Here is a 13,687-nt window from a genome sequence, read left to right as displayed (position 1 = left end):
TGGTCAATAAACTTAACCTGATAACAGTAAAAAATCGTGTCTGTTGCATGACAGATATAGAAAATTTAGTGAAATTGGCGGCCATGAAAAAAGTGGCCTTTGTGGTGAATAGCCTCATTAAAGAGAAAAAGAAGTTTTTAAAAGACCTGAAGCGAGCCACAGATACCTACGATTTTATAGAGTTTCTCTGCCATGAGACCTCTACGTCAAAAGATGCTATTAAAATCTCTGAATCTTTAGCCAAAACAAATATCGACTGTATCGTTGCTGTAGGTGGAGATGGCACGCTCAACGAAGTTGTAAATGGTGTGACTGCATCAAATTTTGAAGGTTTAATTTGTGGACTTGCTTATGGTACCGGCAATGATTTTTGCAAAACCCTCCCGTTTCCATCTTCTATCAGTGAGTTAGTAGAGTGGTTGGACGTAGGCTATTATAAACAGCTTTGTGTGGGTAAAATAAACTACCAAAATACAGATGGTGACGCCACGCAAAGACATTTTATCAACATCGCTGATTTAGGTATCGGGGCGCAGGTGGTACAGCGAGTGAGTAAAGACCCGATATTCATCAATGCCAGTCTTACCTTTACTAAAGCTATTATTCAAACTTTCCTTTCTTATAAAAATCAGGCAGTAAAAGTTGAAGCTGATAATTGGCTTTGGGAAGGAAAAATAAATAGCCTGGTAATTGCCAATGGAAAGTACTTTGGTAGTGGCCTATGTATTGCTCCAGATGCCGACCCCTCCAAAGCTAGGTTTGATATAGTCATTTCTGGAGATATCAGCATTCGAGACTACCTCAAAAACATTCCTAAAATAAAGCGCGGTGCAATTATCAAGCACCCTCAGCTGTTTTACAAAACCGCTAAATCTATCAAGGTATCAGGAGTAGAGTCACCCTGTGGTATAGAGTGTGACGGAGAGTTTTTGGGTACCACACCTGTTGAAATCACATTAGCTGACCAGAAAATAAATTTTCTAACGAAAAAAAGCATCTAACATCGCTCGTCTTTGGTTTCGTGAGCTTTATTAGATGCCTTGAGTATATTCTCTGTGTGAATTAATTTTTAATCACATACGTGCTTGCAATCATATCGTGCAAGGCTTGCTTCTTTTCAGTAAAACCAGCAATAATAAACCCTATCATTAAAATAGCTGTTGATACAAGTTTACCAAAATACCTAATTGTAGCTGTACCGAAGTTTAGTCTTTCGCCATTCTTGTCAACCACTTTTAGGCCTAAGGCTATTTTTCCAATGGTTCCTTGCTTTCCGCTAGACTCCATTAGTGCAAAATACAACCAACCCGCTACAATATTTACAACTTGTAGGAATAGACCTGCTCCAGATATCATTCCTATTAATGCTCCAAGTTGATCTTCCGTGATCTCTCCACCTCCTTGCATACTGCTATATGCTCCAAAGCCTAATGCTCCGAAAATAGGTACAATAACCACGCTGGCTACTATTCCTAAAATAATAGCGTCAATAATGTAGGCTACAAAGCGAATCCAAAATCCGCCATACTTTTGAGCAACTGGTGTTGCTGTTGTTGTTGCTGTTTCCATGTTTTTAAAATAAGTTTTGGTTAAGGTAGGTAATGTATTAATTTATTTGCAGCAATCAAATAGACTATATACCTTTTTCAAGAACTAATACAGCCATACTTCTTTTGTTGAGGACCACAACTGCTTTAAATGGCTCTAATAATCGGAGGTTTAATTGCGCAGTTACTTCTTCGAGTAGCTCTTTAGTAAGCAAAAAGGTAAACCCCTGATCTTCTGCCTTTTCGGTCCCAACATAATCAGCAGAAGCGGTGCGAATAAATAGTGTGCCTGTAGGTTTTAAGGCTCTCACCATGGCTTCCAGCATAGATTTGAAATGGTCTTCATCTTCCGCGAAATGTAAAACTGCTGAGCAAATTATCAAATCGAAGTAATCATCATCAAACTCCATGTTTTCGATACTTCCAGCTTTGAAATTTTCTTTATGAGCAGGAAAACTCATTTGCAACATTTTTATGGCCATCGCATTGGTGTCAATGCCATATAGATCACACCCATTGTTGGCAAAATATTTCAGATTTCTGCCCTCGCCACAGCCGGCATCCAATATTTTTTTGTAGCCCTCAAAACGGCCTTTCAGAACTTGGTCTAAAAGATAAAGATCTATGTTACCGACTTGTTGATTCAATGCTTTGTAATCCATATTTAGACAGTTCCTTTTTAAACTCGCTTTTACCGTAATTAATTAACTCTTTCGATCTATAAAACTCAAAGGTACCACAGGTTTCTCTAGAAATAGCTACTACAATATCGGCTTTAGACTGATTAAGTGTAAGTGTTGAAATTCTATCCTGCATTAAATCAATGGATTTGGCGATCAAATCGAAGTAGCTCAACCTTTTTGTTTTATTATTATTTTTTGGAAAGAGTGTATTCCACTTCTCTAAAAGCGGAGCAAAACGACTTTTTTCAGTAAGCGTAGGTTCTACCATAGTACATGGCACGTCTGCATTCACATCTGACACCACTACAAGATCGCCATCTTCAGGCTGTACATGCTGAATAGGAATCGGATTTATTACGCCACCATCGACCAATTCCATGTCATCGAGCAACACCGGTTTTAATACTGAAGGAATCGAGGCACTGGCTCTTAAAGCTTTGTACAAACTACCCGATCGGAAAATCACTTCTTCTTTATTAATGATATTGGTAGCTACAGCCGTAAATGGGATATTTAAATCTTCTATGTTGCATTCAGGAATAAAAGATTTCATCTGATTAAAGACCCTTTCGCCTCTTACGAAACCTTGCATGCTAAATGTAAAGTCCATCAATTTAAAAACATCGATCTTATCCAGGTTACACATCCACTCACGATACTCTGGCAACTTGCCGGCAGCATATACACCTCCGACTACTGCTCCCATAGAACTACCTGCAATTGATTTTATTTCGAAACCTTCTTCTAGTAGGGCCTCAATAACCCCAATATGGGCCACGCCCCTTGCTCCACCGCTTGATAAGACTAAGTGTACTTGTTTTTTCATTTCTTACAATTCATGCATTCCAAAATTCAAATTAATAAGGTGGCGCAACAAACCAAAATTGATAACTTTAAATCCTTCTCCTAAATCTATATGAAAGAAAAAACGCTTCAAAAATTTGATCAGTTGCAGCAGTCGAAAAGGACTCTTCTAAAAGAGCTTAGCACATTATCTGAAAACGAGTTAAACCACAGTGAGCACAGCAAAGACTGGTCTATCGCTCAGGTTTGTTACCATTTATACATGATAGAAGAGTTTTCTTTAAACTACATGAAAAAGAAAACCACGGATATAAAACAGCTTAAACGCTCTGGTCTAAAAGAATCACTAAAATCAAAACTTCTGTCTTTTACTCTCGCATTACCTTTGAAATATAAAGCCCCTAAAATGGTGAGTGAGGGTATCCCGGAGGTTGTCGACTGGGCAAGTCTCTTACAAGAATGGGAAAGCGTGAGACAAGAACTCTATGATTATATTACCTCACTTCCAGACGAAGCTTTTCATTTAAACTTGTTTAGGCATCCGGTAACCGGTCTTATAAATATACAGCAGACGCTCACGTTTTATCAATCACATTTTGACCACCATCTGCCGCAGATTAGAAACCACTTGTCAAAATTAACACCTGCTTAGTCTCTAATTATTCGCTTAATCAGCTTTTTTAACTAATTTCAGCTATTCAAAACATATCCATGTCTATGAAGAATATAATTGCAGCCCTTCTTTTTTCATTTATCACTATTAACACAATCGCTCAGAGCATCCAATCACCAAAAGAATTTTTGGGGTACGAATTGGGTGAAAGATTTACCAGACACCATCGGGTGGTTGACTACTTTAGGTATGTAGGAGAAAATATGCCTAATGTAACAGTTGAGCAATATGGTGAAACCTATGAACATCGCCCATTGATTACTGCTACATTTTCCTCTCCGGAAAACATGGCTAAAATCGAGGAAATACGAAAAAACAACCTGAGACGAGCAAAGCTTGAAGATGGAAGCGCCACCCAGGATGATATCGCAATTGTTTGGCTCAGTTATAATATACATGGAAATGAGGCTTCTTCGATTGAAGCTTCAATGGCAACCATCTACGAATTACTGACATCAGACCGTGGTAAAGAATGGTTAAAAAATACCGTTGTGATCATGGATCCGTGTATCAACCCGGATGGTAGAGATCGTTATGCTAACTTCTACAACCAGTATGGCGCTAGCAACTTTAACCCAAATGGTGACGCGATAGAGCACCACGAACCATGGCCTGGTGGAAGGCCTAACCATTATTTGTTTGATTTAAATAGAGACTGGGCGTGGCAGACACAACAAGAATCTACACAGCGTGCCGTTATTTATCACAAATGGATGCCACACGTGCATGTTGACTTTCACGAACAAGGCTATAATAGTCCGTATTATTTTGCACCGGCTGCTGAGCCATTTCATGAGGTAATTACTGACTGGCAGAGAGAATTTCAAACTACAATTGGTAAAAACCACGCGAAATACTTCGACAAAGAAGGGTGGTTATATTTTACTAAAGAGCGTTTTGACTTACTTTACCCAAGCTATGGTGATACGTACCCTACCTACAATGGAGCCATCGGTATGACCTACGAGCAGGCCGGTCATGGCTTTGCGGGACTTGGCATAATTACTGAATATGGAGACACCCTCACTTTAAAAGATCGTGTGATGCACCACTACACGACAGGTATATCTACGGTAGAGATCTCCTCACAAAATGCAGCTCAACTCAGTAATCAATTTGGCAAGTATTTTAATGAAGCAACGAGCAGTCCTTCAGCTAGATATAAAACATATGTTATAAGTGGTAATAATAATCCTGATAAGATCGATAATTTGCTAAAGTTCTTAGACAAGCAGCAAATTAGATATGGAACTACTAATTCTCGCAAGAGTTTTAAAGGATTTAACTTCAATAGCAACAGCTCGAGTAATGTCACACTATCTGGAAAAGATGTAATTATCAGCACTTATCAGCCTAAGTCTAAGTTAGTTACCAGCTTATTTGAACCGGTTGCCAAACTCTCAGATTCACTAACCTATGACATTACGGCCTGGTCATTACCCTACGCTTATGGCCTCGAAACATATGCTCTTACAGATCGTATAAATGTTGATAACACATATAACAAAGTAGATGTAAACAATTCATTATCAGCAGATAAACCTTACGCTTATATAAGCAAATACAACAGTCTTGATGATGTAAAGTGGCTCTCTGCCATATTACAGGAAGGCATAAATGCACGTGTCGCGACTAAACCATTTTCGCTGCAAGGCAAAAGCTACGACCGGGGCACTATAGTAATTACCCGAAGAACAAATGAAAAATTCGGAAGCAAATTTGACGAACTGATCAAGAAACATGCAGCTGATTATTACAGACAAATCGATGCTGTTACTACTGGCTTTGCAGACAGCGGTACCGATCTGGGCTCTGGAGATATTGCCAGACTTAAGGCACCAAAAGTCGCACTTCTTGCCGGGGAGCAAACTTCATCTTTAGGCTTCGGTGAGATATGGCATTTCTTTGAGCAACAAATTAACTACCCCGTTACAGCGATCGGTACAGATTATTTCAATCAGGTAGAGCTGTCAGATTATGACGTGCTCATCGTACCCAATGGCTGGTACAGCCTTTTTGATGAAAGTACGCTTAAAAATGTGAGTAGCTGGGTAAGAGATGGAGGTAAACTCATTTTAGTAGGTTATGCTCTTAACGCTTTTAAAGATAAAAACGGATTTGGCTTAAAGGAATTCAGATCTGATGAAGAGAAGAAAGCGTTGGATAAAGAGCCCACAGAGCAAGAAATCTTAATGAATTATAACAAAGAAGAGCGTGATAGACTTTCTTCTTCAATATTTGGCGCCATTTTTAAGATTTCCTTGGACAACACACACCCGTTAGCATACGGCTATGGTCGAGAATATTTTACCCTCAAAACCAGTAGCGCTCGTTACGCATTTTTAGATAACGGTGGCAATGTAGGCATACTCAAAGGAGAGGCACAACCTGTAAGTGGATTTGCTGGCTATAAAGCAACCGAAAAACTGGAAGACAGCCTCGTGTTTGGTGTACAAGACAAAGGAAGTGGCCATGTGATTTATATGGTTGACAACCCTCTCTTTAGAGCATTTTGGGAAAACGGAAAGCTGCTTTTCTCTAATGCGGTCTTTATTGTAGACTAGTGAGTTTTACACATACGATAAAAGTTTCAGCCGATGCCATTGATCAAATGGGTCATGTCAATAATGTGGTGTATGTAAGGTATGTACAGGAAACAGCTGAAGCACATTGGAAGACAATTGCTTCAAATCAACTTCAGCAAACCGTACTTTGGGTAGTGCTTAGACATGAGATTGATTATAAGTCTGCTGCTTTTGAAGGTGACCTTTTAAATTGCACCACGTGGATTGAAAAAAACGAGGGGCCTAAAATGCCGCGTTTTGTCACAATAAAAAATGAATCTGGTAAGGTGTTAATAGAAGCCAAAACCATGTGGTGTGCTGTTGATACACAAAAACATCGGCCAATTAGGATAAGTCAGGAGATTTACGACTTATTCAAAGGGTAAAAAAATGACTTCAGCTTTTAATTACTGCTGAAGTCATTTTTCATTTCTATGTTGGTTGTTAACCAAGACTTTATTTTCTCTATAAAACGGATAAGGCCGCTTCGTAATTTGGCTCATCCACGATTTCAGAAACCAATTCTGAATGGATAACTTTTCCATCTTCATCTAGTACGACAACGCTGCGAGCATCTAAGCCTGCCAAAGGTCCATCCTGTATTTTCACTCCAAGTGCTTCGGCCATAGATGAAGACCTGAAGTCAGAGGCCGAGATCACATTTTCTATACCTTCAGCACCGCAGAATCTTGCATGTGCAAATGGTAAGTCTTTGGAAACACAAAGTACAACAGTGTTATCCAGGTTTGCCGCTTTCTCATTAAATTTTCTCACCGATGTAGCACAAGTATCAGTATCTACACTAGGGAAAATGTTGAGGATTACTTTTTTTCCTTTAAAATCCTGAAGTGATACTTCCGATAAATCGGTTTTTACCAAAGTAAAATTGCTGAGTGTTTCTCCGTTTTTTGGGAGCTCTCCGTTTGTATTTACTTCATTGCCTTTTAATGTTACTTTTGCCATCGTTATTGTTGTTTAGTTGGTTACTTCAACATTTCATCTATGGTATTTGTTGCCACAAAATGATAATTTGGCCGGGCTTTTTCATACACTTCTCTAGCCATCTTGGTACCTGCCTCGGTCTTTACCAGCTCTCCATAAATAGGGCTTAAAAACTTACGCCTTCCGGTGTTTATTAAGAAAGTTTCAAGTCGACCGTAGGCTGATTCATATTCATGTTTTACAGATTGCACGAGCCAGGCTGCCAGCACTTCGCTATTTCCCGTTTTGGTAAAGCCAAATTGATCATCCAACTCCTTCAGCTCAGCTATCTTCATGGTGTCAGGTATTGCTCTCACAAAATGTAACCATTCATGCGAACTCCATTCCTCAGACTCAAGCTCTTCTGCCGGTGTACCCTGAACGAAGCGATTCATTTCTTTATCGACTTTTTCAAACCGATCAGACTCAGGTATAACTGCATCATCTGGTAGGCCTGGTTGATAAATCCATTCGTTTATTTTAACTGTACCAATGTTGATACGCTCTTTATCGATGAGGTTTGTTTCTAAATACTCTATAAAAGCCTCGGTAGTCATCACTTTGAAAGCATTCTCTGTAAAGTATTGCTTCACAAAAGCATCCCATTTTTCTCTGCCAACCTTTTCTTCCAGATACCTTAAAAAAAAGTAGCCTTTATCATAAGCTATCGATGTTACGCCATCGTCAGGGTTGCGCCCTTCGAGCTCAAGCTTGAGGTGCGTGTCTTTGGCATTGTCATCAGCAATCATCTCAGCTATTTCATCTTGCAAATCCTGAGCAGCTAGTGAAGCCAGCATTTCTGAATAGTCACGGCCATACAACGACTCCATAATACGATGCTCAAAATAAACGGTAAATCCTTCATTGAGCCAGAAATCATTCCATGTAGCGTTGGTTACAAGATTACCTGACCAGGAGTGCGCCAGCTCATGTGCCACCAAAGAGGTGAGTGATCTATCGCCTGCTAAGATCGTAGGTGTGGCAAAGGTCAATCTTGGGTTTTCCATCCCACCAAACGGAAAGCTAGGCGGCAATACTATAATGTCATAACGGCCCCACTTATAAGGCCCATAAAGATCTTCTGCTGCGGTGATCATTTTTTCTAAATCACCAAACTCGTAGGCTGCCTTATCTAAAACCGAAGGTTCAGCATAAACACCACTACGCTCACCCAATGAAACGAACTCTACATAACCCACAGAGAGTGCAAGCAAATAAGCCGGGATCGGCTCTTCCATCTTAAAACTATACTGTCCATCAGCACTTACTTTTTGTGGATTTTCGGCACTCATAAGTGCCATCATACCCTGAGGTACTTTTACTGTGGCATTATATGTAAATCTAATCCCCGGAGAATCTTGAATAGGCACCCAGCTTCTCGCTAAAATCGCTTGAGACTGTGTAAACAAAAATGGCCCATTACCATCAGCAGTCTGTACAGGGTCTAGCCACTGCAGTGCTTCTGCCGCTTTACTTGTTGTATAGTTTACAGTGATTGTTTTAGTATCCGGAGTAATGGCCACTTCTAACGACCGTCCAAGGTGCTTATCATAATCGCCCAGGCTGTAATCCATATCCTCACCATTCGACTTTACAGAAGTAATGTTTAGTCCTTTGGTGTCAAGCATCACTTTGGCAGCATCTTTACTATTTTCTAAATGCAGTACAGCTGTAGCATTAATAACTTTATTTTGAAAGTTTACGCTAGCAGCCCAATCAAGGTGAGTGACCTTTGACTCTTCCGGTATGGCATAACTATGAGGATCTTGTATGGTCATTTCTTGTTCTTCATTGGTTGTTTTTTCTGTGCAACTGAAAAATATCAATGCATAGAAACAAAATATAGCTTTAGTTTTCATATTAGTTATAAATAAATTCTCCTTTGTCGCTTTTTACAGTCACTTGCTTTTTGTCACTAGCCTCTACACGACCGATAATTTGTGCATCTATATCAAAGCTTTTAGAGATATCAATTACCTCTTGCGCATCTGATTCGTCAAGGTAGAGCTCTAAACGATGGCCCATATTAAACACTTTATACATTTCTTTCCAATCTGTTCCGCTCTCCTCCTGAATGGCTTCAAATAATGGTGGAATGTCAAAAAGGTTGTCTTTAATGATGTGCAGCTTATCGACAAAGTGTAAAACCTTCGTTTGAGCGCCTCCGCTACAATGTACTGCCCCATTAACTTTGCCTTTTAGCTGACTTAAAATTTTGGCCATAACCGGTGCATATGTTCTTGTCGGAGAAAGTACCAGCTTACCCATGTCGACAGGTAAGTCTTGTATACGATCTGTAAGTTTATATTTGCCTGTATAAACCAATTCTTTAGGTACGTCCTGGTCATGGCTCTCAGGATATTTTTCGCTATATGAATTATGAAAAACGTCATGACGAGCAGAAGTAAGGCCATTACTTCCCATTCCTCCGTTGTAAGCATCTTCATACGTAGCTTGCCCGTAAGAAGCAAGGCCAACTATTACATTACCTGCCTTGATATTGGCATTGTCAATAACATCCGAGCGCTTCATCCTTGCTGTAACGGTACTATCCACTACTACAGTACGCACTAAATCACCTAAATCAGCCGTTTCGCCACCTGTGCTTATAATATTTACGCCATTGTCGCGAAGCATTTGTAATATTTCCTCGGTACCGTTGATCAATGCCGCAATCACCTCACCGGGTATCAAATTTTTATTTCTACCTATTGTGGAAGAAAGCAATATGTTGTCTAGTGCTCCGACACATATAAGGTCATCAATATTCATGATGATCGCATCCTGAGCAATTCCTTTCCAGACGGATAAATCTCCTGTCTCTTTCCAATACATGTAAGCGAGTGAAGATTTTGTACCCGCACCATCTGCATGCATAATGGTACAGTACTCGGGGTCACCGCCCAGATAGTCTTCAACTATTTTACAAAAAGCTTGTGGGTAGAGCCCTTTGTCAATGTTTTTAATGGCATTGTGTACATCTTCTTTAGATGCAGAAACTCCTCGCTGTGCGTATCGTTCACTCATAGTTATTTAATTGTATAAAGGTAAGGCGATACAAAAATAATAAAATAAGCTGCTGATACAGATTAATAATAAATAACTATCTGCGACCATTGGTAAAAGTCATTTTGGTAGAGTTTACTTTTTTGCAGAAGTTAGTTATCACATATCAACTTTGTAAAAATGAAATATCTGCTCATAGCTCTTGCCCTAATATTCTGCGCATGTCAAAATCAACCAATAACTGATGAAGGCTTTATAGAGGTTAAAGGTGGTAAGATTTGGTATAAGGTACTAAACCCAGAGGCTGAAGCAGCACCTGTAATGATTGTACATGGTGGACCTGGCAGCAGAAGTTGTAACACGATAGAAGGTTATAGCCTATTGGCTGAACATAGACCTGTCATTTTATTTGATCAACTCGAATCAGGTTTGTCTGACCACCCCAATGATACTACCCTTTGGAAACTTCCGTATTTTGTAGATCAGGTTGAGGCAGTAGCGAACCACCTGCAGCTAGATCAGTATCATTTGCTAGGTAACTCCTGGGGAGGGGCAATAGTAGCGGAATATATGCTCACAAAAGAGACTAAAAATGTTGCTTCTGTTATATTTTCAGGGCCTTTATTAAGTACTCCACGCTGGATAGAAGATGCTAAAGTTTTGCTTTCAAGACTTTCTCAACCTGTACAGGATACTATAAAAAAATACGAAGCTTTAGAGGAGTACAACAACCCTTACTACCTGGCCGCTACCGATACATTTTATGCAAACTTTCTTTCTAGAAAACAGTGGCCTCCTCAAAGCTATACGGCCTGTGACACCGTGCCAGGCTTCAATTCCAAAATTTATAATTACATGTGGGGACCCACAGAATTTACTGCCACGGGTACGTTACAAGATTTCGACAGGATAGACCAGTTGCATAAAATTGAGAAGCCCACACTTTTCATTGCTGGCGAGTATGATGAGGTACTACCGGAGACACTTGAGTTGTTTCAATCGAAAGTAAAAGATTCAGAGGTTGCAATCGTGTCAAATGCAGGCCACAGCAAAACCACTGATAACCCAGAAGAGTTTGCAGAAAAATTGGAGTCTTTTATGAGCAACGTAGAGTGATTTAAATTCCAAAATGAGAATTAAGCGTTTTCGCCAGGCCTTAATTTAAGGTTATTTAGAAAAGATCCATCTAGGTCTTTTTCTATAATGATCTAATTGCCCGTATCTCCATCATCGTCAAAGAAACGGTCTTCATCAAACTCTTCTTCAGACACTTGCTTCTTTTCACCTAACTCAAGAATCTTAAATTCTGTTCTACGGTTTACCTGATGTTCCTCCTCAGTTTTAGCATTTGGAATAATCAACTTGGTTTCACCATATCCTTTAGCCACCAGCCTATCTTTACTTATTCCTTGAGACACGATATATTCTACAGCTGACTTAGCTCTTCTTTCTGAAAGTCTCATATTATAATCATCTGGGGCACGATCATCGGTATGTGAACTAAGCTCAATTTTTAGCTCAGGATTATCATTTAGAATGGTAACAAGTTTATCCAGCTCAATGGCCGCATCTTCACGGATGTAGGACTCATCGAGATCGTAATAGATATTGTCTAAGACGAAGACTTTGTTCTTCTCAATTTTTTCTAGCACCAACGTGGTGTCATACTGTACATCAGTCACAAGGTCTGTTAACGTGGTTCGGTCAACTGCCTTACCAACTGTCGTAAATTCACCTCTGGTTATCAGGTATTGGTTTTCCCCACCAATTTTTTCACCTACAAGGTTGTAGTGCTCATGTTCGTAAACTCTAAACAGAAATTTACCATCATCTCCGGTTGTGGTTTCGTCTAACACCTCTTTCTTATAATCCAGCAATTGCACGTTTACACGAGGTAAAACTTCCAGATCACCCTTATCATTATGAGTCATGGTGACACCCTGCAAGTAATAATTTACAATTTTCAGGTTCGGGTCTTCATTTACGAAAGTGTATATATCATCATCTCCAGCTCCTCCAGCTCTGTTAGAAGTAAAGAACCCTCTATCAGCTTTGAAAAGAAACATACCGAAATCATCGGCATTGGAGTTTACCGGTTCAGCCAAATTTTCTATAAAAGTCTGACCGTTCCTCCTTTGGGCTACAAAAATATCGAGGCCTCCAAAACCAGGGTGGCCATCACTGGCAAAATACATATGGCCATCATCTGAAATGTATGGAAACATCTCATTACCTGCAGTATTAATTTCACGGCCTAAGTTTTTTACTTTATAAAATCGGCCTCTGGCGTTGAGGCGGGCAGAATAAATATCAGTTCCTCCATAACCTCCCGGCCTGTTTGAAGCGAAATATAGTGTGCGCCCATCTCTGCTAAATGCGGGTGAAGAATCCCAATAGCCCGGATTATTGATGTTAAGAATTCTAGGTTCTGTCCAGCGACCATTACGGTTTCTGGTAATAAAGAGATTTACGTCTGCAGTTCCTTTCTTTTTACCAGAGTTGCCACGTGCAAATACCATTGTTTTACCATCCGGGCTAAAGGTCACCGAACCTTCATTGATATTAAAATTATTGATTAAATCATCAAGTGGCTTAATAGAGGTGGTGTCTACATTAGCACCTCTGGTTTTTACTCGGTAAATATTAGTAAATGGCGTACCGGTTGCCTGATAAATTTTGTTGTTATTGGCCCTTGATGATGTAAAGTACAGTTCTCCATCATTGTAAACTGGTGAGTATTCGGCTGATGGTGTATTAATATCATCGAGATTTTTAACTCTAAAATAACTTTCCTTGGCTCTTAACTCATCTAGATTATTGAGGTTACTATACTCTTCATTTGCCCTTACAAGCAGCTCTTCATTTTCGGCCTTTTCTATAAATGCTTCTAGCTCTTTTTTGGCTTCCTGATATTTACCATTTGCCTTGAGAGAAAATACATAGTTTAACCTGATTGAATCATTCTTCAGGCCATTTTTAAGTGCCGTTTCATAATAAGGAAGAGCATGCTGCACACGGTTTGATTGTCGGAAGGACTCAGCTATAAAATAAGCTGCTTCAGCGTTATTGGGCTCGTTTTCTAAGATACGTGAATAAAGGTCTATTGAGTTTTGAAACTCGCCTCGATCAAAGGTTTTGGAAGCCTTTTTTTCTAAACTACAAGATGTGGCAAATGCCAACATAATGATAGCAAGAAGCCCTTGTTGTAGTAATTTCATACTTAAAGTTAAAAATTAAAATGCCCTTACTGCTATAACGACAGGTGATTTACATATGTTGTAAACCACTTAACTAAAGTATCGGCTCATCCAAGTGTCTTTGGCAGGTACCAACCATGACGATTCCAGGTCTTTTTTATTGCCTACCAAATTATTAAACATCAAGGTATCCTCTTTAATCAACCCTTCTTCAACTTTTGACTTTAAAGTG

General features: G+C 39.5%; 12 protein-coding genes. 5 read left to right on the top strand and 7 right to left on the bottom strand.

Annotation, left to right across the window (positions count from 1 at the left end; genetic code table 11):
- Positions 1-1,001: diacylglycerol/lipid kinase family protein (locus E1176_RS14880; protein ID WP_222933158.1), on the top strand; the 1,001-nt coding region annotated here is incomplete at its 5' end.
- A 61-nt stretch (positions 1,002-1,062) separates the two neighbouring features.
- On the opposite strand, the gene E1176_RS14875 is transcribed toward E1176_RS14880, so the two are convergent.
- From E1176_RS14875 to E1176_RS14865, 3 genes are all read right to left on the bottom strand, one after another.
- Positions 1,063-1,569: an RDD family protein gene (locus tag E1176_RS14875; RefSeq protein ID WP_155211435.1), complete on the bottom strand. Its 507-nt coding sequence runs from the start codon at positions 1,567-1,569 to the stop codon at positions 1,063-1,065.
- A gap of 64 nt (positions 1,570-1,633) precedes the next feature.
- The gene (locus E1176_RS14870; protein WP_155211433.1) at positions 1,634-2,209 is read right to left on the bottom strand and encodes a class I SAM-dependent methyltransferase; all 576 of its coding nucleotides are present in this window, start codon (positions 2,207-2,209) and stop codon (positions 1,634-1,636) included.
- Entirely contained in the window at positions 2,175-3,056 is an 882-nt protein-coding gene (locus E1176_RS14865) for a patatin-like phospholipase family protein (RefSeq protein WP_155211431.1), read from the bottom strand. The genes E1176_RS14870 and E1176_RS14865 overlap by 35 nt, the downstream gene beginning before the upstream one ends.
- Positions 3,057-3,146: 90 nt before the next feature.
- Here E1176_RS14865 and E1176_RS14860 point away from each other — a divergent pair, with 90 nt between their 5' ends.
- From E1176_RS14860 to E1176_RS14850, 3 genes are all read left to right on the top strand, one after another.
- Positions 3,147-3,686: a DinB family protein gene (locus E1176_RS14860; RefSeq protein ID WP_155211429.1), complete on the top strand. Its 540-nt coding sequence runs from the start codon at positions 3,147-3,149 to the stop codon at positions 3,684-3,686.
- A gap of 65 nt (positions 3,687-3,751) precedes the next feature.
- Positions 3,752-6,271: a M14 family metallopeptidase gene (locus tag E1176_RS14855; RefSeq protein ID WP_246206068.1), complete on the top strand. Its 2,520-nt coding sequence runs from the start codon at positions 3,752-3,754 to the stop codon at positions 6,269-6,271.
- Positions 6,271-6,657 (top strand): acyl-CoA thioesterase, encoded by a 387-nt coding sequence (locus tag E1176_RS14850; protein ID WP_343030545.1) that lies wholly within the window; start codon positions 6,271-6,273, stop codon positions 6,655-6,657. Before E1176_RS14855 ends, E1176_RS14850 begins: the two co-directional genes overlap by 1 nt.
- Before the next feature lie 79 nt (positions 6,658-6,736).
- On the opposite strand, the gene tpx is transcribed toward E1176_RS14850, so the two are convergent.
- The 3 genes from tpx to E1176_RS14835 are packed head-to-tail and all read right to left on the bottom strand — an operon-like array spanning position 6,737 to position 10,279.
- On the bottom strand, positions 6,737-7,234 hold the full coding sequence (gene tpx / locus E1176_RS14845; RefSeq protein WP_155211425.1) for a thiol peroxidase: 498 nt from the start codon (positions 7,232-7,234) through the stop codon (positions 6,737-6,739).
- Positions 7,235-7,254: 20 nt separating this feature from the next.
- Positions 7,255-9,111, bottom strand: coding sequence for a M1 family metallopeptidase (locus E1176_RS14840; protein WP_155211423.1), 1,857 nt, complete (start codon positions 9,109-9,111; stop codon positions 7,255-7,257).
- Position 9,112: 1 nt separating this feature from the next.
- Positions 9,113-10,279: an AIR synthase-related protein gene (locus tag E1176_RS14835; RefSeq protein WP_155211421.1), complete on the bottom strand. Its 1,167-nt coding sequence runs from the start codon at positions 10,277-10,279 to the stop codon at positions 9,113-9,115.
- Positions 10,280-10,438: 159 nt separating this feature from the next.
- Here E1176_RS14835 and E1176_RS14830 point away from each other — a divergent pair, with 159 nt between their 5' ends.
- Positions 10,439-11,374, top strand: a complete 936-nt coding sequence (locus tag E1176_RS14830; protein WP_155211419.1) for a proline iminopeptidase-family hydrolase — start codon at positions 10,439-10,441, stop codon at positions 11,372-11,374.
- Between the two features lie 92 nt (positions 11,375-11,466).
- Here the strand turns inward: E1176_RS14830 and E1176_RS14825 are convergent, their stop codons facing one another.
- Complete coding sequence (locus E1176_RS14825; protein ID WP_246206066.1) at positions 11,467-13,476, bottom strand: CHU_0125 family OmpA-like outer membrane integrity protein; 2,010 nt, start codon at positions 13,474-13,476, stop codon at positions 11,467-11,469.
- Between the last annotated feature and the right edge of the window lie 211 nt (positions 13,477-13,687).

Source organism: Fulvivirga aurantia, from assembly GCF_009711475.1.
Lineage (GTDB): Bacteria > Bacteroidota > Bacteroidia > Cytophagales > Cyclobacteriaceae > Fulvivirga > Fulvivirga aurantia.
This window is presented reverse-complemented; position numbering and strand designations above follow the sequence as displayed.